Raw genomic sequence first — 23,690 nt, 5'->3', positions numbered from 1 at the left:
GGGGAAGGGGTGCCCGCTACCAGGGGCGTCGTTCGTAGTCGGTGCCGCCGATCGTGACCCACACCTCGTAGCCGCGGCCGCCCGCACCGTGGAAGCAGCCGAGCTCGACCGCGCCGTTGGCGGGGATGTACCAGCTGCTGCCGCCGGCGAACCGCGGTCCCGCGGTGGGCGCGTTGCTGTTGCACCACACCTGGTAGGTGCCGGCGGGGAAGTTCTGGGTGTTGACGACGAACTTGGCGCACGTGCCGTCGGTGCACTGCCCCGGCCAGTAGCCGGCGGTGCCTCGGCTGACCCAGGCGCGCGGCGCGGGCGGCGGGCCGGAGCTCGCCGATGCCGAGTTCTCGGGCGTCCACTGCCCCGCGGCGTCCTGCGCACGCACGCGGATGCTGTGGCCCTGGTTGTAGCCGTTGCCGACCGTGCGCGAACCGGAGATGCCGACGTTCTCCCAGCCGCCGCCGTCGATGCTGATCTGCACGACCTTGATGTCGCGGCCGTTCGGGGAGCCGCTGGCGTTCCACCGCAGCTCCACCTGGGTCGCGCCGCCGATGGCGTCCACGGCGGGTTGGCGCGGTGCACCGTACGGGTTCCCTGTCGCGGAGTTCGACACGGCCCCGGCGTACGTGACGCCGTCGACGGTCGCGACCGCCCGCACCTCGATGCGGTAGTTCTGGCCGTTCGTGAGACCGCCGATGCGGGTGCCGGAGAGGGTGTTCCAGTTGCCGCCGTTGAGCCGGTACTGGTACGTGACCTCGTTCGTCGTGGCACCGTTGCGCGAGCCCTCCCGGTACGAGATGTCGAGGGCCCTGTCCAGCTCCGCGGTGACCGTCAGGCTGGTCGGCGCTCCGGGCGCGATCACACCGCGGCGCGGGGCCGACGGCGCACTCCACTCGCCCCAGCCGGCCTTGTTGTAGGCGCGGATGCGGTACGTGTACGCGGACTCCGACGTCGGCACGGTCACGGCCTGGCTGGTCGCCTGCGCGCCCGGCGTGAGGGTGCGGACCGTCTGGCCGCCGGAGATCACCTGGAGCTCGTACCCGCGGATCGCGTCGCCGTTCTTGTCCGGCGGGTTCCAGCTCACGAGCATCTGCGCCTGGCCGGACACCGGCTCGAGCTCCTTCGTGGAGGGAGCGCCGGCCGCGAGCGGGGGTCCCGCGGGGATCTCGGAGGCCGACCAGCCGCTCCAGCTCGACGGGTCGGGGGCGCGGTTGTGCGCCTGCACGCGCACCTGGTAGTTCGAGCCGTTCTCCAGCCCCTCCCACGTGAGCGAGTTGCCCGTGGCCTCCTTCTGCGTGATGCCGGAGGGCGGCGCGGGGGAGATCTCGAGCGTGTACCGCTCGACGGGAGAGCCGGGGGTCGTCGGCGTCGTCCACGCGACCTTGAGCGACTTGTCGCCGAAGTCGAGGGTCGGCGGGTTCGGGGTGTCCGGCCGGGCGTCGGGACGCGCGACCTCGGAGACGCCCGACGGCTCGGACTCGCCGACGCGGTTCGTCGCGGTCACCTGGAACGTGTACTCGACGTTGTTGGTCAGGCCGTCCAGCGTGCAGGTGGTGGAGGCGCACTCCTTCGAGTACGCGCCGCCGCCGACCGACTTCACGGTGTACTTCGTGATCTCAGCGCCGTTGTTCGACGGGGCCGAGTACGACACCACCACGGTGCGGTCCTGCACGCTCGTCACGACCGGGGTGCCCGGGGCCGCCGGTACGTCCTGCACCGTGACCACGATCTGTCCGTTCACCTCGCGGTCCACGTCTTCCGTCGCGTCCTGCACGCGGTAGCGCACCACCAGCGTGCCGACGAAGCCCTCGGCCGGGGTCACGCGCACCTCGTCCTCGGTGAACGAGGCCTCACCGCGACCGGACTCGGTCACCGCGCCGACGATCTTCAGCGGGGTCTCCGGGAACGGGTTGAAGTCGTTCGCGAGCGCCGGCACCGTGATGGTCTTCCCGGCGTCGGCCTCGGAGATCGTGTCGGTGTTGGCGGCGGGCATCGCCCGTGTGGAGGCCGTGACGGTCGCGGTCACGGTGCCCTCGATCGGCTCGGTCTCGCCGTCGGACACGCGGATCGTGAGCGAGGCGCTGGTGCCCTTCTTGGCGTTCGACGACGCCTCGACCAGCAGCCGGTCGCCGTCGATGCGCGCCGAGATGCCCTTGCCGTCTCCGCCGACGAGGGAGTACTCGTGCTTGCCCTCGTCCTCCGGGTCGGGGTCGTCGGTGAGGGCGGCGAGGTCGAGCGGCGTCGCGTCCTCACCCGGGGCGACGTTGACCTGACCGCCGATGAACGTGGGCTGCTGGTTCTCCGGCGGCAGCACGTTGATCGGGATGCTCAGCGTGGCCTTGCGCCCCTCGGGGTCGTCCGGTCCGTCGCCGTCGGTCACCTCGAACGTGAGCGCGTCGGGGCCGAAGTAGCCGGGCGCCGAGGTGTAGACCAGGGTGCTCGCGTCTTTGAGCAGGTCCGAGCCGTCCGCGTTGTTGGCGCTGATCTTCGCCTTCTCGGTGATGCGCACGTCGCCGCCGCCCGCGACCGTGACGTACTCCGACAGGGGCAGGTCCTTGGTCTCGCCGCTGACGACCTCGACCGGCTTGGTGGAGGTGAGGGTCGGGCGCAGGCCGTCGCGCGACGGCACGAAGATGAACGCGGACGCCTGGAGGCCGTCCGGGTCGGTGAGGGTGTAGCGGATCAGCTGCAGCTCGTCGGTGACGGTGACGCGCACCTTGCCGTTCTCCAGCAGCGTGCCGCCCGCGCCCACCTCCACGTCGAGCCGATCCTTGGTGCCGTCCGGGTCCTCGTCGTTCTTGAGGATCTCGAGGTCGGCCGAGAGCCCGCCGTCCTTCAGGTCGGACGGCTGGAGCCGGTCGTCGCGGGCGACGGGCGCCTGCAGCGGCACGTCCTCGTCGACCGTGATCTGCAGGGTCGCGGTGGCCGTGGCACCCCGGGCGTCGCTCACCGTGTACTGCAGCGACGTCTCCATCTCGCGGTCGGGCACCTTCACGATCACGCGGTCGCCCGAGACGCGGCCCTCCAGGCCCTCCGGCACCTCGAGCCCGTCCTTCACGAGCGAGACCTTGTCGCCCTCGGGGTCGGAGTCGTTGGCCAGCACCGGGACGGCGATCTCGCGGCCGGGCCGCACGACCACGGCGTCCTTCACGGCGTACGGGGGCTGGTTGATCTGCTCGGCCGGAGCGACGCCCACGCGGATCGTCGCGACGCCCTCCTTGCCCAGGCGGTCGCGCACCCGGTAGGTGAACGTGTCCACCCCCGACGACTCGGAGCCGGCCTCGTAGGTGAAGTAGTTGGGTCCGACGGTCGTGATGCGGCCCTTGCGCGGGCTCGAATCGATGCCCAGCAGCTCGACCGAGTCGCCGTCGGCGTCGATGCCGTCGAGCGGCACCGCGATGTTCACCTCGCTGCCGGCGAGCGCACGGGCCGTGAGGTCCTGCGGACGCGGGGCGGCGTTCTTCTCCACGTCCACCGGGAGGATCTGGATCGTGACGTAGCCGGCGGCCTTCTGCTGACGCGAGTCGGCCACCTCGTACGTGAGGTAGACGGTCTTCGGCTCGGTGCCCGCCTTGAAGCGCACCTCGTCCTGCGACACGAAGGCCTCGCCGTCCTCCGGGTCGACCGTCTCGACCAGCTCCGGCTCGACGTGCATCACGTCGTCGCTCGGGTGGGAGTCGTTGTCGAGCACGGGGATCGTCACGACGTCGCCCGCGCGCACAGTCGCCGTGTCGGGGTTGGCGATCGGGGGCAGGATCTCGTCCGGCGCGGGGATCGGGATGACCACGACCTCGCCGTCGGCCGACTTCGAGCCGTTCGAGATGCGGTAGCCGATGCGCACCGGCTCGTCGAGCGCGCCCTGGTCGGTGATGCGCAGGGTCTCGTGGTTCAGCACCGACACCGAGATGCCCGTGCTGGGGTCCATCGACACGGACTGCACCACGAGGATGCCGCCGGCGGGGTCGGTGTCGTTGTTGAGCACGCCCAGCAGCACGTCGCCGCCGGTGGGCAGCAGTGCCACGTCGCGCACGGCGACCGGCGGCAGGTCGGTCTCGGACTCGGGCATCACGTCGACGCGCACGAGCCCCTCGCCGTTCTTCGGCCCCGTCGTCACCTGGTACTGCACGTAGTAGACGCCCGGGTTCTGGGCCAGGAACGTGAAGGTCTTGTTGGGGAAGTCGGGCTGGATCGTGGCGCCCGCGGTGTCGAGCACGCGGCTCAGGCGCAGCTGCTCCCGGCTCGTGCTGGTGTCGTTCGTGAGCGGGGCGACCGTGATCTGCTCCCCCGCGCGGGTCACCACGTGGTCGGCGTTGGTCTTCGGGTTGGTCGAGCCCTGCGGGCGCACGTCGAGCGCGATCGTGGCGGACGTGGACTCGCCGGTCGCATCGGCGACCGTCACCATCACGTCCTTGCGGCCCTGCAGGCTCGCGGTCGCCTTGTACGTCATCTGCCCGTCGCGGCTGAAGTCGACCTCGTCGCCCGGCGCGGGGATGACCTCCTTGAGGTAGATGTCGTCGCCGTCGGGGTCGATCCAGTCGGGGAGGATGTTGTACGAGATCGTGCCGCCGGTCTCCACCGCCAGCGAGGTCTTCCGCTTGGGCTCCGGCGCGGCGTTCTCGCTCCAGTCGCGCACGGTCAGGGTGACGACCGCGGTGTCCTTGCCCTTGCGGCCGTCGTCGACCTCGTACGTGAAGCTGGCCGTGCCCGACGCCTTCTCGTCGACCGCGATCTGCAGCGCCCCGCCGTTGTTGATGGGCTGCACCGTGCCGATGCCCGGCTGCGCCTCGGCCAGCGCGGCGACCAGCACGTCGCCGTCGGGGTCGTTGTCGTTGTCGAGCACCGGCAGCAGCGTGGTCGCGCCGGGTCGCACGCCGTAGGAGTCGTCCTCCGCGATGGGCGGGGTGTTCTCCTCGCTGCGCTCGGGCAGCGTGGTCTCGACCGTCTCCTCCGTGGAGTCGTCCTGGTTCTCGGTCTCGCCCTCGGGCGGGGTCAGGTCGTTCCAGTTGTCGACGCGCTGCAGGCTCTCGTTCGCGAGCCAGGCGGCGCCGCCGACCGCGTCGTTGAGGATGATCACGTCGCGGTTGACGCGGAACGTGAGGCTCGACGAGTCTTCCGCGCCGTCGATGGGGGCGTTGACGTCGTTGCCATCGCCCGGGCACTCGCGGATGAACGTGGCCGAGCCCGCCCACGCGCCATACGTGCAGCCGCGGAGCCACACGGGGGCCGCGGCCGTGCCGTCGGCTCCCGCCGAGGTCTCCTCGGGCTCTCCGCCGTCGAACGGCACGCGCACCAGCGCGGAGGGCGTGGCGAGGGCGACCGCGTCGGTCTCGGCGGAGGCGTGCTGCAGCACGGCGTCGGCGGCGCCCGGAACCTCGGTGCGGAAGCCACCCGGGCTCGTCACGACGCCGGCGGCCGCATCGAGCACGACCGGGGTGCGGCCGACCGCCGTGATCGACGGACGCTCGGACAGGTCGAGCTCGCCCACCGACGCGGCGGACGGGTCGAGCGGCGCGCCCTCGGGGTCGACCGGGACCGTGACGACCTCGCCGCGCTCGCCCGACAGCCCGAACACAGTGCCGTCCTGGGCGACCGTCACGTCGGAGTCGTCGCCGAGCTCGACCACGGGCTCCGCGGCCTCGATCTCGAACGCGTTGATGCCCCGGACCGGCACGACCCACAGGTCGCCCGAGTCCTGGTCGAGGATCGCCGCGGTGTTCGCGCCGAGCGCGACCTTGGCGGTGGAGGGGATGAGCGCGGAGTCGCCGAGCGAGACGCGCGCCGGGTCGACCGCGGTCACGGTGGACGCGCTCTCGTCGACGACCAGCACGTTCGCGGCGTCCTGCAGGATGTCGTAGTCCTCGCTGGTGGTGCGCAGCCCGCCGTCGAGGATCGTGGACTCGTGGTTGAAGTGCCCGACGAGCAGGCTCGAGGTCTTGGTGATCCAGACGCCACCGTCGTTCAGGTCGACCTTGGTGGTGGGGAAGCCCTCATACGTGAAGGCCATCGTGGTGAGGGCGATCACACCCACCGTGACCCCGGCGGCGGACGCCAGCGTCTTGGGTCGCGCGCGCATCCACGACAACGCCTTCATACCCGGTTCCCCCCCAGGGTCGTCTCACACTGACTCCACCGCGGCACGACGGCCCACGGAACACTGCTACATCCTAACCACGTCGCAGAATATCGCTCGATGGGGAGATCTCCCCACTCGGTCGGAGCTACGCCCGCCAGCACCCCGCGATGTGGTCGTCGACCATCCCGGCGGACTGCATCAGGGCGTACATCGTGGTCGGTCCGACGAACCGGAAGCCCCGGCGCCGCAGCTCCTTGCTCAGCGCGGTCGACTCCGGCGTCACCGCCGGGACCTCGGCGAACGAGCTCGGCCGGGCGCCGGTCGCCGGCGGGGCGAACGACCACATGAGCGCGTCGAGCTCCCCCTCCGCCATCGCACGGACGAGGCGCGCATTGCCGATCGTGGCCTCGATCTTGGCGCGGTTGCGGATGATGCCGGCGTCGCCCATCAGCCGCTCGACATCGGACTCGTCGAACGCGGCGACCGCCTCCGGCTCGAACCCCGCGAACACCTCGCGGAACCGCGGACGCTTGCGCAGGATCGTGATCCAGGAGAGTCCGGCCTGGAACCCCTCCAGCGCCATCTTCTCGAACAGCGCCCGGTCGCCGTGCAGCGCGGTGCCCCACTCCTCGTCGTGGTAGCGGCGGTACTCGGGGTCGTCGCCCACCCACGCGCAGCGCGCGCGGAGGTCGGGGCCGATCAGGAGAGAGGTCATGACTCGACGCTACCGGCGACCGCCGACACGCCCGCACGCCGGATGCGGGATCGGAAGCGGGCCTCTCCGACCCCGCCGCGGCGCGGTTCCGATCCCGCACGGAGCTGTCGCGCGGGATCGGATGGCGGTCAGGCGGCGAAGGTGGCGGCGTCGATCACGAAGCGGTAGCGGACGTCGGAGGCGAGCACGCGCTCGTACGCCTCGTTGATCGCCGACGCGGGGATGACCTCGATCTGCGCGGTGATGCCGTGCTCGGCGCAGAAGTCGAGCATCTCCTGCGTCTCCCTGATGCCGCCGATGTTCGACCCGGCGATCGAGCGACGCCCCGCGATGAGCGAGCCCGCGTTCACCGACAGGGCCTCCGGCGGCGCACCCACGCACACCAGCGTGCCATCCACGTCGAGCAGCCCCAGGTAGGAGCGCAGGTCGATCGCGGCGCTCACGGTGTTGAGGATCACGTCGAACGACCCGCGCAGCTCGCGGAACGTCTCGCGGTCGCTTGTGGCGAAGTAGCGGTCGGCGCCGAGCCGCAGGCCGTCGTCCTGCTTCGACAGGGTCTGCGACAGCACGGTCACCTCGGCACCCAGCGCGTGCGCGATCTGCACTCCCATGTGCCCGAGTCCGCCCATGCCCACCACTGCCACGCGCGTGCCGGGGCCGACCTTCCAGTGCCGCAGCGGCGAATACGTGGTGATGCCCGCGCACAGCAGCGGGGCCGCGGCGTCGAGCGGCAGCGCGTCGGGGATGCGCAGCACGAATCCCTCGGTCACCACGACCTGCTGCGCGTAGCCGCCCTGGGTGATCGTGCCGTCGCGGTCCACCGCGCCGTAGGTGCCGATGGCGCCGTTCTCGCAGTACTGCTCCTCGCCGCGGCGGCACTGCCGGCACTCGCCGCAGGAGTTCACCAGGCACCCCACGCCCACGCGGTCGCCCACGGCGTGACGCGTGACCTCGGAGCCCACCGCCGCGACCGTGCCGGTGATCTCGTGACCCGGTGCCAGCGGGTACTGCTGCGGGCCCCAGTCGCCGCGCACGGTGTGGATGTCGGAGTGGCAGATGCCCGCGAACGCGATGTCGATGAGGATGTCGTGCGGCCCCAGCTCCCGGCGCTCGATCACGGTCTTCTCGAGCGGGGCGGCCTCGGCGGGGGCGGCGTAGGCGATGACGGACGACATGGTGCTCCTCTGGTCGGTACCTGCCGAGACTACGCCCGTTCCCACCTCCTCAACGCACCGCGCCGGACGCGACGATCCCGCCCGGATCGCGGCGGATCCGGGCGGGATCGAGGGGTGGGTGAACGGCGAGCCGCGTCAGCGCTTCTGCTTCTTCAGCGCCTTCTCCTGGATCGGCGCCCGACCAGACGCCGCGAGATCGGCGTAGTAGGCGCGGGCCTCGTCCTGACGCTGCTTCTCGGCCCCGCTCGCGATCGGCGCGCGCACGTGCTCGGGCTCGTACCCGAACGCGTCGACGAGGTCGAGCGCGTGCGGACGCAGCCGGGCGCACAGCCGGTCGATGTAGCTCGACACGGCGGCGGCGCGCTGCGTCGACAGGCGTCCGTGGATGAGGTGCCACGCCAGGTGCTTCTCGATCAGCTGCAGACCGAAGAGGTCGCGCAGCCACGTGAGCACCTTCCGCGTCTCCGGGTCGTCGATCGCGTGGACAGCGTCGGTGAACGCCTCCCACTGCAGCAGCTCGCCGTGCGCCCTGGCGGCCTCGATCAGCTCGGTCTGGTTCTGGTTGAACAGCTCGGCGCCGAGCGTCTTGTCCTTCCCGGCGGCGCGCAGCCGCCCGGCGATGTCCGCGACCATCTGCTGCACGCGACCGGCGAGCAGGTCGTGCTGCTGCTCTTCGCGCAGTCCCCGCTCCACCGAACGGGCGACCTGTCCGAAGTCGCTCACGGCCTGGCCGAGCTGGCGCAGGCCCGCACCGTGGAACACCTTCCCCGCGGTCATGCCCACGGCGTACCGGGCGAGGTACGCCGCGTCCTTGCCCTGGAACTGCTTGGCGTAGTCGGTCAGCAGCCGCTTGCCGACGAGCTGCAGGAGCACGTTGTTGTCGCCCTCGAAGGTGACGTAGATGTCGAGGTCCTGCCGCAGGCCGACGAGCCGGTTCTCGAACATGAAGCCCGCCCCGCCGCACGCCTCGCGCGCCTCCTGGAGCGTGTCGAGCGCGTGCCAGGTCGACAGCGGCTTGAGGGCCGCGGCGAGCGTCTCCAGGTCTTCCCGGTCGCCCGGGGTGTCGGTGCGCCCGGAGAACACGCCGTCGAACTTCTGCAGGAACTCGTCGTGCGCGAAGATCTGCGCATACGTGGTCGCGAGCCGCGGGAGCAGGCGGCGCTGGTGCTTGCCGTAGTCGAGCAGCACGACCTCCTGGCCGTCCGCCCCGTCGAACTGGCGGCGCTGGGTGGCGTAGGTGACCGCGATGTACAGGCCGAGCGCCGACGCCCAGGACGCGGCGCCGTCGAGCGACACGCGCCCCTGCACCAGGGTGCCGAGCATCGTGAAGAAGCGGCGGCCGGGGCTGTCGATGGCGCTGGTGTACGTGCCGTCCGCGGCCACGTCGCCGTACCGGTTCAGCAGGTTCGTGCGCGGGATGCGCACCCGGTCGAACGAGAGCCGTCCGTTGTCGATGCCGTTCAGCCCGCCCTTGAGACCGTCGTCCTCGCGGCCGATGCCCGGCAGGTCTTTTCCGTCGTCCCCGCGCAGCGGCACGTAGAAGCAGTGCACGCCGTGGTTCACGCCGTTCGTGATGAGCTGCGCGAACACGGTCGCCGCGATGCCGTGCAGGGCCGCGTTGCCGAGGTACTCCTTGGTCGCGCCGCGGAACGGCGTGTGGATGACGAACTCCTCCGTCTCCGGGTCGTAGGTCGCGGTGGTGCCGACCGCCGCGACGTCGGAGCCGTGGCCGATCTCGGTCATCGCGAACGCGCCGGGGATCGACAGATCCATCACGCCGGGCAGCCACTTCTCGTGGTGCTCCGCCGTGCCGAGCTGCAGGATGGCCGAGCCGAACAGACCCCATTGCACGCCCGACTTGATCTGCAGGCTGGGGTCGGCGGCGACGAGCTCCTCGAACCCGGCGATGTTGCCGCCGTTGTTCTCCTCGCCGCCGAAGCGCTTCGGGAACGCGCGGTGCACGGCCTTGTTCTCCACCAGCAGGTGCAGCTGGCTGAGCACGCGCTCGCGGTGCTCGTCCTTGCCCAGCTCGTCCTGACGCCAGAACGCCGGGTCCTTGATCATCTCGCGGGCCTCACGGCGCACGTCGGCCCAGGTGCCCATCAGGGCGTCGGTGACGGCGGCGACATCGATGCGCGGAGCTTCCGTCTCGCGACGGGGCTCGTCGGGGGCGGTGGAAGGACGGACGGCAGCGTCGACCATGGGGGTTCCTCCTCGGAGAAGTGACGGTGCCTCCATGGTAGGTGTGCCACAAACCGGGGAGAACTCCGCTGTCTCCTTCCTCCAAGAGCCTCGGGGGTCGCGCCCCGTCCGGCTTGTCGGCTCGCGACAGCCGGGCCTCAATTCGCGGCGATGACCGCGAGCACCCCGTCGCCGTAGGCCTCGCGCTTCTTCGCGCCGATGCCGGTGATGCCCTCCAGGTCAGCGGCGGACGCCGGGCGGTGCTCGGCCAGGGCGCGCAGCGTGGCGTCGCCGAACACGATGTACGCCGGCACCCCCTGCTCGCGTGCGGTCTCGGCCCGCCACGCCCGCAGCGCCTCGAACAGCTCCCGGTCGCCCGCATCGAGCGCGTCCGCGGCGCTGGCCTTGCGGGCACGCGGGGTCGAGGTCGCGCGGCCGATCGTGTCCTTGCGCAGCGGCACCGGGGTCTCGCCGCGCAGCACCCCGGCCGCGGCCTCTCCCGGCGCGAGCGTGCCGTAGTCGCCCTGCGCCACGAGGATGCCGCGGGCGAGCAGCTGCCGCACGACGCTGCGCCAGTCCTGGTCGGACAGATCGCCGCCGATGCCGTACGTGGCGAGGCGGTCGTGCCCCTGCTGGCGGATGCGCTCGGTCGAGGCGCCGCGCAGGATGTCGATCAGGTGCCCGGCGCCGAAGGCCTGATTGCGCTCGCGCTGGAGGCGCACGATCGTCGACAGCAGCTTCTGCGCGGGGATCAGCCCGTCGAACGTCTCGGTGTCGTCGAGGCACGTGTCGCAGTTGCCGCACGGCTGCGACTCCTGGCCGAAGTACCCGAGCAGGTTCTGCCGTCGGCACTCGACCGTCTCGCACAGCGCGAGCATCGCGTCGAGGTGCTGCCCCATGCGCATCTTGAACGTGCGGTCGCCGGGGCTCTGGTCGATCAGCCGGCGCTGCTGCACGACGTCGCCGAGGCCGTACGCCATCCATGCCACCGACGGTTCGCCGTCGCGACCCGCGCGACCCGTCTCCTGGTAGTAGCCCTCCACCGACTTGGGCAGGTCGATGTGCGCCACGAAACGCACGTCGGGCTTGTCGATGCCCATGCCGAACGCGATGGTCGCCACCATCACCACGCCGTCCTCCCGCAGGAAGCGCGACTGGTTCGCGGCCCGCACCTCGGCCGGCAGCCCCGCGTGGTACGGCAGCGCGTCGATGCCCTTCGCCGCCAGCGCGGTCGCGGTCTGCTCGACCGACTTGCGGCTCAGCGCGTACACGATGCCCGCCGCACCCTCGGGCTGCGAACGGATGAACTGCACGAGCTGCGTGCGGGGGTCGACCTTCGGGACGATGCGGTACTGGATGTTCGGGCGGTCGAAGCTCGCGACGAAGTGCTGCGCGCGGTCGAGGTGCAGCCGCTCGGTGAGCTCCTTGTGCGTGGCCCGGGTCGCGGTGGCCGTGAGCGCCATGCGCGGCACGCCGGGGAATCGGTCGCCCAGGTCGCCCAGCGCGAGGTAGTCGGGGCGGAAGTCGTGGCCCCACTGCGACACGCAGTGCGCCTCGTCGATCGCGATCACGCTGAGGGTGCCGCGCTGCAGCAGGGCCGTGGTGTTCGCGTTCGACAGCCGCTCGGGGGCGACGTAGATCAGGTCGAGCTCGCCCGCGACGTAGGCCCGCTCGACCTCGCGGCGCTCGTCGATCGACTGCGTGGAGTTGAGGTACGCGGCCTTGACGCCGTTGGCGCGCAGCGCGTCGACCTGGTCGTGCATGAGGGCGATGAGCGGGCTGATCACGAGGCCCGTGCCCTCGCGCACGAGCGCGGGAACCTGGTACGTGATGCTCTTGCCGCCACCGGTGGGCATGAGCACGACCGCGTCGCCGCCGCCGATGACCTGCTCGACGATCGCGGCCTGATCGCCGCGGAAGTCGTCGTAGCCGAACACCGTGTGCAGCGCCTCGCGGGCGGTCGGGAAGCGGCTCGGCGTCGCGCGGCGCACGGCCGGCGCGGCCGGCGCACGGGACGCGGTCACCGGCGTGGTGGGACCGGGACCCCAGTCGAGCGGCGGCTCGAACCCCGCGCCCTGCGGCTCCCAGTCCATCGGCTCCGGCGGCGCGGACGGCTCCCACCCGTCGCCCCAGGGCTCATCGGCGTAGGGCAGATCCTCGTACGGGTCACGGGGAGTCTGCGGCATGCCTCCAGCGTAACGACCCCGGCCGACACGGGCAGCGGCCGTCCCCACCACCGCGACCGGGGTTAGGTTGGACCCAGACCCCGAAGGAGCACCCGATGACCGACATCTCCGTGACCCGCAACGACGAGGCCTCCCGCTACGAGATCCGCTCCGACGACGTGCTCGCCGGGTTCGCCGAGTTCCAGCTGAGGCCGGGCGCCATCCGCTTCATCCACACCGAGATCGACCCGGCGTTCCAGGGCCAGGGGCTCGCCGGGAAGCTCGCCGCCGAGGCCCTGGCCGACGCGGCGGGGCGTGGCGACGCGATCGTGCCGCTGTGCCCCTACATCGCGAAGTACCTGCAGACGCACGAGGTGCCCGGCGCCGAGATCCGCTGGCCGCGGCGTCCCGCCGAGGTCCAGGGCGCGGCGGCACCGGACGCCGCAGTGCAGGAGAAGTCGGCGCAGGAGAAGTCGGCGCAGGACAAGTCGGCTCCGCGGGAGTCCGCCGGCGGCTCCGACGACGATCCCACCGGACGGGCGGAATGATCGGGCAGCGCCGCCTCGTCCTCGAGCCCCGCGACGTGCCGCTCGGGGGTGTGCGCGGCATGACCGTGCTGCGCGTGCTCCCGCACCGCAACCTGCCGACCATCGGCGCCTGGTGCTTCCTCGACCGCTTCGGACCAGCCGACACCCGCATGCGCGTCGAACCCCATCCGCACATCGGACTGCAGACGGTGACCTGGCCCCTCGTCGGCGAGATCCGTCACCGCGACTCGCTCGGCAGCGACGCCGACCTGCGCCGCGGGCAGCTGAACCTGATGACGGCCGGCAACGGCATCTCCCACTCCGAGTACTCCGTCGGCGACGACCCGATCCCCCTCGACGCGCTGCAGTTCTGGGTCGTGCTGCCCGAGTCGGCGCGGCACGGCGATGGCGGCTTCGAACGCCACACCGACCTGCCGACCGTCGAGCTGCCCGCGACCGAGGGGCCCGACGCCACGGCGACCGTCGTGCTCGGCGAGTTCGCCGCGACGCGCTCCCCCGCGACCGTGCACACCCCGATCGTGGGCGCCGAGGTCGCGCTGCCCGCCGGGTCGACCGTGCGCCTGCCGCTGCGGTCCGAGTGGGAGCACGCGCTGCTGCTGGTCGAGGGCGAGGCCGCGCTGTCCGAGCACGCCATGCAGCGCAACGCCCTGGTGTACCTCGGCGATTCGCGCACGGAGGTCGAGGTCACCAGCACCGAGGGCGCCCTGCTGTTCCTGCTCGGCGGCGAGCCGTTCGAGTCGGACATCGTGATGTGGTGGAACTTCGCCGGCCGCACGCACGACGAGATCGCGGCCGCCCGCGAGGACTGGGAGGCCGCGGCCCCGCGGTTCGGGACGGTCGAGGGGCACGACGTGCGCATCCCCGCGCCGCCGCTCCCGCCCGTCCGGCTCCTGCCGCGCACCCGCACCCTCTGACCCGCACCCTCTGACCCGCACCTCTGACCCGCACGGACTGACCCGCACGGGCACGCTCGGATTCAGGCGCTCGCGCGGACCCCCGGCCACCACGGCGTGATCCCGCACGTCCTCGGCCCTCCGGTCAGCCGCGTTCGGGGGTGTGCACGCGCGCGAGGAAGCGGTCCGTGCGCGGCGACGGGCCGCGCGGATCGAGCAGCGACACCGCGACCGTCACGGCCGTGGCCAGCGGGATCGTCCACGCCGCGGGCTGCGCGAGGTACGGCGCCGCGACCCCCACCCCGTCGATCACGGCGTGCACGAGAAGCGCGAGCCCGGTCGCGACGCCGCCGCACACCATCCCCGCCACCGCCCCGCGGGCCGTGAGCCCACGCCACCACACGCCCAGCAGCACCACGGGCGACAGCGTCGATGCGGCCACCACGAACACCACCCCCACGCTCGACACGAGCCCCGCGGGCGCCGTGAGCAGCGCGACCCCGAGCGGCACGAGCGCGCACAGCACCGCGGAGAGACGGAACGAGCGGACGGACCCGGAGAACACGTCCTGGCTGATCACTCCCGCGAGCGACACCACGAGCCCGGCCGAGGTCGCCAGGAACGCCGCGAACGCGCCCGAGACGATGAGCGCCGTGAGCAGCTCTCCGCCCGGTCCGGGGAACACGCGCGAGGGCAGTTGCAGCACCACCGTGTCGGCCACCCCCGGCACCGCGAGGTCGGGAGCGGCGATGCGGGCGAGCAGCCCCATCGCGCTCGACACGGCGTAGAAGGCGCTGACCATCGCGATCACGATCACGGTCGTCCGCCGCGCCGACGCCCCGGTCGGGCTCGTGTAGAAGCGGACCAGCACGTGCGGCAGTCCCATCGTGCCCAGCAGCAGCGCGAGCAGCAGCGACGCGGTCTCGTACGCGTCGAAGCCGGACGGGCCCGCCTCGCTGGGGAACACGAGCGCCGGGTCGAACGCGTGCGGTCCGCCGCCGAGCGCGAAGGCGATGCACACCACCGGCACCAGCAGCGCCGTGAGCTTGAGCCAGTACTGGAACGCCTGCACGAAGGTGATCGCGCGCATCCCGCCCGCCGCGACCGACGCCGCCACGAGCACCGCGACCGTCACGGCGCCCACCCACTCCGGCAACCCCGCGACCACGACCAGCGTGATGCCGGCGCCGTGCAGCTGCGGCACGATGTACAGCCACCCGATCACGAGCACCGCGAGGCTCGTGACGCGTCGCGCCGAGGCCGACCCGAGCCGCGCCTCCACGAAGTCCGGGATCGTGTAGGCCCCGCTGCGCCGGAGCGGGGCCGCGACGAACACCAGCACCAGCAGGTACCCGGCCGCGTACCCGATCGGGAACCAGAAGCCGCGCGCGCCGTCGAGCAGCACGAGTCCGGAGAGCCCGAGGAAGGTGCCGGCCGACAGGTACTCGCCGCTGATGGCCGAGGCGTTCCACACCGGCCGGACGGTGCGCGACGCCACGAAGAAGTCGCTCGTCGTGCGCGACACCCGCAGGCCGTACACGCCGATCAGCAGCGTGGCGATCACCACCAGCGCGACCCCGAGCAGGTCGAGCAGCGCGTTCATTCGCGGTCCCGGAGGGCGCGGTAGCGGCGCTCGTTGCGGACGGCCGTGCGCAGATACAGCAGCGCGAACACCACGATGACCGGGTAGAACGCGAACGCCTGCAGCAGCCACGACAGCGGCAGGCCCCACAGCACGACCCGGTCGATCTCGGGCACGAGCGCGATCGCCAGGGTCATCGCGACCACGACCACCACGAACCCGGCGACCGTGCCGAGCGCGAGCCGCAGCTGACTGCGCTGGAGCGCCCTGGCGTACACCGCATCGGCCTCGTCGACCGGCGCCCCGGGCAGCGCGATGCCGCGCGTGAGAGCCGCAGGGCCGCGGGGCGGGAGGTCGGCCGTGACCCGCACGCGCTTCGCGGGCTCCCCCGCGCCGCGCGCCGCGGGCTCCGGAGCCGCACGCTCGGGAGACCCGGTCATGCCGGCGCCTCACCGCGCACGAGCGCCTCCCGCACCGCGGGCACGAGCCGTCTGCTCACCGGGAGGGCCGTGCGGCCGACCACCACCGTCGGCTCTCCCCCGGACAACCGCGCCTCGGTCACGGCGGCCGTGCGCACGAGCGTCGAGCGGTGGATGCGCAGGAACCCCGCGTCGGCCCACCGCGCTTCGAGCTCCGCCATGGGGATCCGCACGAGCTGGCCGGGGTCGTCGTCGTCGGTGTGCAGTCGCGCGTAGTCGCCCTGTGCCCGCACCCACCGCACCTCGCTGCGCCGCACGAACCGCACGGTCGACCCGACCGTGACCGACAGCACCTCGTCGTCGCCCTTCGTCGGATCGGCGGCCTGATCGACGCGGTCGATCGCGCCGCGCAGCCGCTCCCGCCGCACCGGCTTGAGGAGGTAGTCGACCGCGCGCAGCTCGAACGCCTCCACCGCGCGGGCCTCGTCGGCCGTGACGAACACGACAGCCGGCGGCTCCGCGAGCCCGAGGAGGGCGCGGGCCAGGTCGGTGCCGAGCAGGCCGGGCATGTGGATGTCGAGGAACGCGAGACGCACGGCGCGCTGCGACAGCTGCCGCAGGGCGTCGGCTCCGCTCGTCGCGGTGAGGATCTCGCCGATGCGCGGGTCGGAGCGCAGCAGGTGCACCAGCTCGTCGAGGGCGGGCTGCTCGTCGTCGGCGACGAGGACGTCGATCATCCGGGCTCCTCAGTCGTCGTCCGGGTCGTGCAGGGGCTGCGATTTCGGGACTCGCATGCGCACCAGGGTACCCGCGCCCGTGTTGGTCTCCACGACCAGTCCGCCGCTGCTGCCGTACAGCTGTCGCAGGCGCGTGTCGACGTTGCGCAGCCCCACGTGGGAGCCGTCCTCGCGCGCCGTGAGCAGCGACCGCAGCCCGTCGGGGTCCATGCCGACGCCGTCGTCCTCCACGAGGATCTCGGTGTGGGTGCCGTCGTCGCGCGAGGTGAGGCGGATCTCGCCGCCGCCCTCCCCCGGCTCGAGGCCGTGCCGCACCGCGTTCTCCACGAGGGGCTGCACCGACAGGAACGGGATGACCGTGGCGAGGGTCTCCGGCGCGATCTGCAGCGTGACCCGCAGCCGGTCGCCGAAGCGGGCCCGCTCGAGCTCCAGGTACGAGTGGATGCTGCCGAGCTCCTCCGCGAGGGTCGTGAACTCTCCCTGGCGGCGGAAGGAGTAGCGCGTGAAGTCGGCGAACTCCAGCACGAGGTCGCGCGCGCGGTCGGGGTCGGTCGTGATGAACGAGGCGATCGCGGTGAGGGCGTTGTAGATGAAGTGCGGGGAGATCTGCGCCCGCAGCGACCGCAGCTCCGCCTCGGCGAGCTGCGCGCGGGAGGCGTCGAGCCCGCCGAGCTCGACCTGTGCGGCGCACCAGTCGGCGACCTCCTCTGCGGCGCGCACGAGGGCCGCGCGCACGGGCGACGCGAAGGCCACGATCACGCCGATCGTTCGCCCGTCCACGACGATCGGGGCGCCCACCGCCTCCAGGTCATCGGTCCTCGCCGGGGCGGGGAACACTTGCCGCCGGCCGCTCGCCCGCACCCGCTCGGCGATGCGGCGCGCGGCCGACTCCAAGCCGTCCGAGGCGCCGTCGAAGGACACGACGCCGGACTCCTCGCCGCCGTCGGTGCCCACGATCGCGACCGCGGCGCTGCCCAGCAGCACCCGCAGGTGCCGCGCCGCCTTCACCGCATCGGGCCGGGCGAGCCCGCCGCGCAGGTGCGGGGCGGCGAGACTCGCCTGGTGCAGCGCCCGCAGGGCTCCCTGCTCCGCGTCACTGCCGAGGTCGGCGGCACCCCGCGCGAACCGGCGGGCGAGCAGCAGCAGCACGGTGAGCGCGATGCCGCCGAGCACCCCCAGCACCGCGGCGAGGACGACGTCGTTCATTCGTTCAGCCTAGGGACGCGAGACGAAGGGCGTCAGCAGCAGCGGGCACCGGGGTTGCGGTCCTGGTCGTCCATGCGCTGCCGCCAGAACTGCCTCTCGGTCAGCGGCTCCTCGTCGGGGTGGTGACGGCGGTGATGGGCGACGTAGGTCGCGTACGCGGTGTCGCCCATCAGCGTCGTCATGTACCAGCGGATGCCGCGCCCGGCCCGGCCGAGGGCGCTCCACAGCGCCCGCAGCGGGGTGGTCGCGGCATCCGTCCGATGCACGGTGTCGGTCATCTCAGTGCCGCGCGGCCGCGCGCTCCTCGGCGAGGATCGGCTCCCACTGCTTCTCCAGCTCGCGCTCCTCCGCGTCGGGGAGGAAGCCCGCGGGGGCGAAGCGCCGGGAGGCCACGGGGGCGTCCTCGGTGTTCTCTCCGCCGCCGTGGCGGATGGCCTTCACGGTCGCGATCACGGCCATGACGATCACGACGATCGCGAGCACCACGAAGATGATCGACAGCGTGCCCTGCACCGCGGTGTTGCGGATCACGGCCTCCAGCACCTGCGGCTCTCCGAGCGCGGTGTCTCCCGAGCTCAGCGCCTCCCGGTAGCGGAAGTGGTTCGCCCAGTATCCGATCGCCGGGACCGGCGAGAAGATCTTGTAGAGCGAGGCCGTGATGGTGACGACCGCGGTGAACGCGAGCGGCAGCGCGATGATCCACAGCCACCGGAAGTAGCTGCGGCCGCGCTTGGCGACGATCGCGAGCACCACGGCGAGCGCGATCGCGGCGAGCAGCTGGTTGGCGATGCCGAACAGCGGGAAGAACGTGTTGATGCCGCCGAGCGGGTCGGTCACGCCGAGGATGAGGATCGCTCCCCAGCCAGCGACCATGATCGCGGTGCAGATCCACACCCCGGGGCGCCACGACACGTCACGGAACTTCGGGAACCAGGCGCCGATCGAGTCCTGCAGCATGAACCGGGCCACGCGGGTGCCGGCGTCGACCGCGGTGAGGATGAACAGCGCCTCGAACATGATCGCGAAGTGATACCAGAACGCCATGAGCGCCTGACCGCCGAGGGCCTGCTGCATGATGTGCGCGAGGCCCAGCGCGAGCGTCGGGGCGCCACCGGTGCGGGACACGATCGACTCCTCGCCGACCGCGGCGGCCGTGCCGGTGAGCATGTCGGGGGTGAGGTTCACGCCCGTCAGCCCGAGCGAGTTCACGAACGCGACAGCGCCCTCGACCGTGCCGCCGGTCGCCGCGGATGGCGCGTTCATGGCGAAGTAGATGCCCTGGTCGATGGAGATCGCGGCGACGAGGGCCATGATCGCGACGAACGACTCCATGAGCATGCCGCCGTAGCCGATGAAGCGCGTCTGCCGCTCCTTCTCCACGAGCTTGGGCGTGGTGCCGGAGGCGATCAGCGCATGGAAGCCGGACAGCGCTCCGCACGCGATCGTCACGAACAGGAACGGGAAGAGCGGACCTGCGAACACCGGGCCCATGCCGTTCTCACCGAACACGCTGATCGCGGGGACCGAGATCTCGGGGCGCACCAGCACGATGGCGCCGGCGAGCATCACGATCACGCCGATCTTCATGAACGTGGAGAGGTAGTCGCGCGGCGCGAGCAGCAGCCACACCGGCAGCACCGCGGCGATGAAGCCGTAGACGATGATGCCCCACGCGATCGTGGTGCGGTCGAGGTGGAAGATCGCCTGCCCCCACTCGGTGCCGGCCACCCAGCCGCCGCCGATGATCGCGAACATCAGCAGCACGAAGCCGATGATCGACACCTCGGTCACCTTGCCGGGGCGGAGGTACCGCAGGTACACGCCCATGAACAGCGCGATCGGGATCGTCATCGCGACCGAGAAGACGCCCCACGGGCTCTCGCCGAGGGCGTTGACGACCACGAGCGCGAGGATCGCGACGATGATCAGCATGATGAGGAGCGAGGCGATGATCGCGGCCGTGCCGCCGATCTTGCCGAGCTCCTGCCGCGCCATCTGGCCGATCGTGCGACCGCCACGGCGCATGGAGAAGAAGAGCACCGTGTAGTCCTGCACGGCGCCCGCGAGCACGACGCCCACGATGATCCAGATGGTGCCGGGGAGGTAGCCCATCTGCGCCGCGAGCACGGGGCCGACGAGGGGGCCGGCGCCGGCGATCGCGGCGAAGTGGTGGCCGTAGAGCACGCGGCGGTCGGTGGGGACGTAGTCCTTGCCGTCCTGCTTGACCTCGGCCGGGGTCGCACGGCGGTCGTCGGGGCGGGTGATGTACCGCTCGATGACCTTGGAGTAGAAGCGGTAGCCGATCAGGTAGGTGCAGACGGCGGCGAACACGAACCAGATCGCGTTCACGGTCTCGCCGCGGACGATGGCGAGCATCACCCAGGCGACGCCGCCGAGCAGGGCGATCGCCGTCCAGAGCAGGATCTTCGGCAGGGTCCAGCGGCGGCTCTTCGCCTCGTGCTCGGCGGAGAGGGCGACGGGTGGGAGGGTCGGGTCGGTCTCGATGACGGGTTCGTCGTCGACGAGCCCGGCGCCGTCGCGGCGGCGCGACGAAGGTGCGGTCATGGGGTTCTCCTCGGTGGACGCATCATTGCGTCTTCCCACGCTAGGAAGCCCGCCCCGCGGTCGCGCGCCGATCGGCGGACGGTGCGACGAGCGGTGTCGATCACGCGATGAACGGACGCCCGCGGTACCCCGGCGGGCGATGGGCCGCAACGACGGCACGGCCGCACGACGGGTGTCCGTCGTGCGGCCGTGTGTCACGCGTCCGTGTCCGTCGCTCCCCCGCTCACCCGGGAGCGTCGGTCGCCGGGGGCGGGGTCGGCGTCGGCTCCGGGGTCGGAGCCGGTGCCGGGGCGACGTCGGCCGGGGTGGTGACGGTCACCACCGTGCGCACGGCGGAGTCGCCGTACTGGACGAGACCGAGGTAGCGGGTGCCGGCGGTCAGGCCGGTCCAGCTCAGCTCATAGCTCGTCTTCTCCCCGCGCACCGCGGCGATGGGGTTCGGCGTCGCCGTGAACGCGCCCTGGTCACCGGGGAGCACCGTGGCGTAGGTCATGTCCCACGTCATCGGTCCGGTCGTCGCGTACACGTTCGCCACCACGAGGTAGGTGCCGGCGGTCGGCGTGGGCACCGTGACCTGCTCGTCGGCCGAGCCCGTCGCCGACTGCCAGCGCTCGTAGTAGCGCAGGTCGTCCGGCGCGACCACCCGGTAGACGGTGAGGTCGAGATCACTGCCCTCGTCGTCGGAGGAGTCGAGGTCGAACCGCGAGAGCGTGCCGCCCTCCGGCACGTCGACGATCCACGCCACGTCCTTGTTCGCGTCGCCCGAGTTCTCGTTCCCGGAGTGCCCCTCGACCGGGTTGTCCGGATCGGTGAGGAGCTGGAACGGGGTGAGACCCGAGAGGTTCAGTGCCAGATCGCCGTCGAGGCCGGGGATGATGTCGACCGTCGTGCTCCCGTCGACGCCACTACCGGTGACCTCTCCCGGGGCATCCGCCGTGACCGGATACACCGCGATCGGCGAGCGCACCGTGTTCTTCGCGCTCGTCCAGGTGAGCGAACCGGTGGCCCACTGCTCGACCGGGGCGCTGGTGCTGTCGAACGTGACCGTGAAGGTCTTCGACTGCCCCGGCTTGTCGAACGTGAGCTGAGACGGCGTGACGGTGACGTTCACTCCCGGCACGGAGGCCTTCGCGGTGAACACGCCCTTCTCCGTCGAGGTGACCGTGCGGGTCACGGTCTGCGCGCTGGCCAGCGACCCGATCGAGATCGACGCCTGGTTCAGGTCGCTGCCGTCGATGGGCTCGATGCCGGGGAAGTCCGACAGCCCCTTCCCGTCGAGGAAGGCCGCCCAGTCCCGGAACCCGTTGAGGTACAGCAGACCCGGGTTCAGGTATCGCCGCGCGTCGACCTGCCCCGCGCCCTGCTCGAACGGGTCGGTGTTCTTCGAGCCGTCGGGGAGCACGGTGTCGGAGGCGGTGGTCATCATCGCCGAACGGATCTCCGCCGGCGTCGCCCGCGGATGCTCGCCCAGGTACAGCGCACCGAGGCCCGCGATGTGCGGGGAGGCCATCGACGTGCCGGAGAGGATGCCGAACGTCGGCTGCTCGCCCGGCGCGTTGTGCGTGGCAGCGAGGATCGCGACGCCGGGAGCGGCGACGTCGGGCTTGAGCACGTCGTTGCCGTCGGCCAGGACCGGGCCGCGGCTGGAGAAGCCCGCGATCTGCGGGGTCGGCGTGGTCACGCCGGTGGTGTTCTCGCCGACGAGGGTGATCGGACGGTCGACTCCGCCCCGCACATACGCGAGGACCGCGTCGCGGTGCACGGCGTTCAGGTGCACGGTCGGCACGGCGTGGAAGTCGTTGTCGAGCGAGTCGGCACCGCCGGGCACGTTCACCAGGACCATGCCGATGCCACCCGCGTCCTTCACCACCTGCGACTTCTCGGCGCGCGCGTTGCCGCCGCGGTCGCAGACCACGATGTGTCCGGCGACCTTCGCCGGGTCGAGGGTGCCGGGCAGGCACAGCGTCGCGTCCACCGCTCCGGGTGCCGCGGCATCCTGTGCCGCGATCGAGGGCCCGGAGACGCTCTCACCGAACGGCACGCTCACCGAGGCGCCGGCCTGCGCGAAGCCGTCGAACTGCACGGTGCCCTCCCACGTGGGGATGGTGGAGGCCGCGACCGTGGTGTACCACGGCGACGCGTGGTCGGCCGTGACCGGGTCGGGACCGTCGTTGCCGGCACTGGTCGCGACGAACACACCGGCGGCCGCCGCGTTGAGGAACGCCAGGTCCTCTGGTGCCATCACGGTGCTCGCCGCACCGCCGCCGATCGAGTAGTTGATCACGTCGACGCCGTCGGCGACGGCCTGGTCGATCGCGGCGACGAGGTCGCTCAGCGCGCAGATGTCGTCCGTGGTCACGGTCGTGTCGGGCCCGACGTAGCAGGCCTTGTACGCGGCGACCTTCGCGCCGGGCGCGACGCCGGAGATCGTCCCGAAGTCGACGCCCTCGATCGCAGCCTCCACCCCGAACTCACCCGCCGCCGTGCTCGCCGTGTGCGAGCCGTGGCCGTCGCCGTCCCGCGGCGAGAGGTAGTCGTACTGGAAGTCGAAGCCGGCGGCCTGGGCTCCCGCGAAGAAGTACTGCCCGCCGATGAGCTTGGTCGAGTAGTCGCTCGTGTCCCAGTCCTGGCCCTCGACCATCGCGCCGCGGAACTGCCCGCCGTCGGACTTGTCGAAGTACACGTAGGTGCCGTCGGTGTAGGGCTGCTGGCCCTTGTGCCGGGCGTTCTGCTTCTTCTGCTGCTTGAGCTTCTTGCCCTCGAACGACGGGTGCTCCGGGGCGATGCCGGTGTCGATCACACCCACGACGACGCCCTCTCCGGCCTTCTTCACGCCGCCGGTCTGCTGCCACACCCCGCCGCGGCCCTTGCGGTCGTCCCCGAGGCCGAGGTAGTCGGTGGAGGTCAGCGCGTCGGGGTGACGGATCTCGTCGGGGAACACCCCGAGAACGTCCTTCGAGGCCCGGAGCTGATCCACCTGCTCCCCCGTGAGGTCGGCGCTGAACCCGTTGAGCACGACCTGGTACGTCGTGTCCGGCGTCACGCCGACGTCGTTGATGAGGGTGGACTGCTCGGACTCGAGGTGCTTCACGTAGCGCTGCGCGTCCTGCGACTGCGTCTCGAGCTGTTCGCCCTCGGCGGGCTTCGTCGCCTTCAGTCCCTTGACGTCACCCTCGTAGCTGGCGAGGGGGTCGGCTTTCATGACCACGATGTAGTGCCCGGGGGTTCCCGCGACCGGAACGGGGTGTGTCACCTCCCCGGTCGCTGCGTGGCCGGCGGTTGCCGTCGATGCGATGAACAGCGTGGCCAGGGTGGCGGCCGCTGCCATCCGGAGGGGTGTTCGACCCATATCTCGCTCCCGATGATCACGGTGCGGCGTCGTTGCCGCACCGCGGATCACGATAACCCCGCTCCTCGGCGCCGGATCGAGAACTGAA

The 23,690-nt window shown here is 71.7% G+C and carries 14 protein-coding genes; 2 read left to right on the top strand and 12 right to left on the bottom strand.

Annotation, left to right across the window (positions count from 1 at the left end; genetic code table 11):
* Positions 1–16: 16 nt before the first annotated feature.
* The 5 genes from ACFV3I_RS04220 to recQ all read right to left on the bottom strand — a co-directional run bounded on the left by ACFV3I_RS04220 (position 17) and on the right by recQ (position 12,324).
* A complete protein-coding gene (locus tag ACFV3I_RS04220) occupies positions 17–6,085 on the bottom strand; it encodes an Ig-like domain-containing protein (RefSeq protein WP_378822433.1) in 6,069 nt (2,022 codons plus the stop codon).
* Between the two features lie 127 nt (positions 6,086–6,212).
* Positions 6,213–6,782, bottom strand: coding sequence for a DNA-3-methyladenine glycosylase I (locus tag ACFV3I_RS04215; protein ID WP_136030094.1), 570 nt, complete (start codon positions 6,780–6,782; stop codon positions 6,213–6,215).
* 128 nt (positions 6,783–6,910) lie between these two features.
* Entirely contained in the window at positions 6,911–7,957 is a 1,047-nt protein-coding gene (locus tag ACFV3I_RS04210) for an NAD(P)-dependent alcohol dehydrogenase (protein ID WP_136030092.1), read from the bottom strand.
* Positions 7,958–8,092: 135 nt separating this feature from the next.
* Positions 8,093–10,159 carry an acyl-CoA dehydrogenase gene (locus ACFV3I_RS04205; RefSeq protein ID WP_136044762.1) on the bottom strand — a complete coding sequence of 689 codons (2,067 nt, stop codon included), beginning with the start codon at positions 10,157–10,159 and terminating at the stop codon, positions 8,093–8,095.
* Positions 10,160–10,296: 137 nt separating this feature from the next.
* A complete protein-coding gene (gene recQ, locus ACFV3I_RS04200) occupies positions 10,297–12,324 on the bottom strand; it encodes a DNA helicase RecQ (protein ID WP_241115053.1) in 2,028 nt (675 codons plus the stop codon).
* 95 nt (positions 12,325–12,419) lie between these two features.
* Here recQ and ACFV3I_RS04195 point away from each other — a divergent pair, with 95 nt between their 5' ends.
* Both ACFV3I_RS04195 and ACFV3I_RS04190 read left to right on the top strand, forming a co-directional pair.
* Positions 12,420–12,851 carry a GNAT family N-acetyltransferase gene (locus ACFV3I_RS04195; RefSeq protein ID WP_136044177.1) on the top strand — a complete coding sequence of 144 codons (432 nt, stop codon included), beginning with the start codon at positions 12,420–12,422 and terminating at the stop codon, positions 12,849–12,851.
* Positions 12,848–13,765, top strand: coding sequence for a pirin family protein (locus tag ACFV3I_RS04190; RefSeq protein WP_378803314.1), 918 nt, complete (start codon positions 12,848–12,850; stop codon positions 13,763–13,765). Before ACFV3I_RS04195 ends, ACFV3I_RS04190 begins: the two co-directional genes overlap by 4 nt.
* 124 nt (positions 13,766–13,889) lie before the next feature.
* Here the strand turns inward: ACFV3I_RS04190 and ACFV3I_RS04185 are convergent, their stop codons facing one another.
* The 7 genes from ACFV3I_RS04185 to ACFV3I_RS04155 form a co-directional block, all read right to left on the bottom strand.
* On the bottom strand, positions 13,890–15,347 hold the full coding sequence (locus ACFV3I_RS04185) for a cation acetate symporter (protein ID WP_136030082.1): 1,458 nt from the start codon (positions 15,345–15,347) through the stop codon (positions 13,890–13,892).
* The gene (locus tag ACFV3I_RS04180; protein WP_206251871.1) at positions 15,344–15,766 is read right to left on the bottom strand and encodes a hypothetical protein; all 423 of its coding nucleotides are present in this window, start codon (positions 15,764–15,766) and stop codon (positions 15,344–15,346) included. The genes ACFV3I_RS04185 and ACFV3I_RS04180 overlap by 4 nt, the downstream gene beginning before the upstream one ends.
* The gene (locus tag ACFV3I_RS04175) at positions 15,763–16,482 is read right to left on the bottom strand and encodes a LytTR family DNA-binding domain-containing protein (protein ID WP_136030081.1); all 720 of its coding nucleotides are present in this window, start codon (positions 16,480–16,482) and stop codon (positions 15,763–15,765) included. Before ACFV3I_RS04175 ends, ACFV3I_RS04180 begins: the two co-directional genes overlap by 4 nt.
* Positions 16,483–16,491: 9 nt before the next feature.
* A complete protein-coding gene (locus ACFV3I_RS04170) occupies positions 16,492–17,688 on the bottom strand; it encodes a sensor histidine kinase (RefSeq protein ID WP_378822432.1) in 1,197 nt (398 codons plus the stop codon).
* Positions 17,689–17,720: 32 nt separating this feature from the next.
* Positions 17,721–17,966 carry a YbdD/YjiX family protein gene (locus ACFV3I_RS04165; RefSeq protein ID WP_205812761.1) on the bottom strand — a complete coding sequence of 82 codons (246 nt, stop codon included), beginning with the start codon at positions 17,964–17,966 and terminating at the stop codon, positions 17,721–17,723.
* Position 17,967: 1 nt separating this feature from the next.
* Positions 17,968–20,253, bottom strand: a complete 2,286-nt coding sequence (locus tag ACFV3I_RS04160) for a carbon starvation CstA family protein (RefSeq protein WP_136036760.1) — start codon at positions 20,251–20,253, stop codon at positions 17,968–17,970.
* Between the two features lie 223 nt (positions 20,254–20,476).
* The gene (locus tag ACFV3I_RS04155) at positions 20,477–23,581 is read right to left on the bottom strand and encodes a S8 family peptidase (protein ID WP_378822431.1); all 3,105 of its coding nucleotides are present in this window, start codon (positions 23,579–23,581) and stop codon (positions 20,477–20,479) included.
* Between the last annotated feature and the right edge of the window lie 109 nt (positions 23,582–23,690).

The sequence above is a fragment of the Microbacterium sp. NPDC059771 genome (assembly GCF_042732495.1).
GTDB lineage: Bacteria > Actinomycetota > Actinomycetes > Actinomycetales > Microbacteriaceae > Microbacterium > Microbacterium sufflavum.
The sequence above is the reverse complement of the archived record's forward strand: the minus strand, read 5'-3'. Positions and strand labels throughout refer to the sequence as shown.

Coding starts and splice junctions, on each gene's coding strand:
- ACFV3I_RS04220 (WP_378822433.1), bottom strand. CDS start 6,085: ATGAAGGCGTTGTCGTGGATGCGCGCGCGACCCAAGACGCTGGCGTCC.
- ACFV3I_RS04215 (WP_136030094.1), bottom strand. CDS start 6,782: ATGACCTCTCTCCTGATCGGCCCCGACCTCCGCGCGCGCTGCGCGTGG.
- ACFV3I_RS04210 (WP_136030092.1), bottom strand. CDS start 7,957: ATGTCGTCCGTCATCGCCTACGCCGCCCCCGCCGAGGCCGCCCCGCTC.
- ACFV3I_RS04205 (WP_136044762.1), bottom strand. CDS start 10,159: ATGGTCGACGCTGCCGTCCGTCCTTCCACCGCCCCCGACGAGCCCCGT.
- recQ (WP_241115053.1), bottom strand. CDS start 12,324: ATGCCGCAGACTCCCCGTGACCCGTACGAGGATCTGCCCTACGCCGAT.
- ACFV3I_RS04195 (WP_136044177.1), top strand. CDS start 12,420: ATGACCGACATCTCCGTGACCCGCAACGACGAGGCCTCCCGCTACGAG.
- ACFV3I_RS04190 (WP_378803314.1), top strand. CDS start 12,848: ATGATCGGGCAGCGCCGCCTCGTCCTCGAGCCCCGCGACGTGCCGCTC.
- ACFV3I_RS04185 (WP_136030082.1), bottom strand. CDS start 15,347: ATGAACGCGCTGCTCGACCTGCTCGGGGTCGCGCTGGTGGTGATCGCC.
- ACFV3I_RS04180 (WP_206251871.1), bottom strand. CDS start 15,766: ATGACCGGGTCTCCCGAGCGTGCGGCTCCGGAGCCCGCGGCGCGCGGC.
- ACFV3I_RS04175 (WP_136030081.1), bottom strand. CDS start 16,482: ATGATCGACGTCCTCGTCGCCGACGACGAGCAGCCCGCCCTCGACGAG.
- ACFV3I_RS04170 (WP_378822432.1), bottom strand. CDS start 17,688: ATGAACGACGTCGTCCTCGCCGCGGTGCTGGGGGTGCTCGGCGGCATC.
- ACFV3I_RS04165 (WP_205812761.1), bottom strand. CDS start 17,966: ATGACCGACACCGTGCATCGGACGGATGCCGCGACCACCCCGCTGCGG.
- ACFV3I_RS04160 (WP_136036760.1), bottom strand. CDS start 20,253: ATGACCGCACCTTCGTCGCGCCGCCGCGACGGCGCCGGGCTCGTCGAC.
- ACFV3I_RS04155 (WP_378822431.1), bottom strand. CDS start 23,581: ATGGCAGCGGCCGCCACCCTGGCCACGCTGTTCATCGCATCGACGGCA.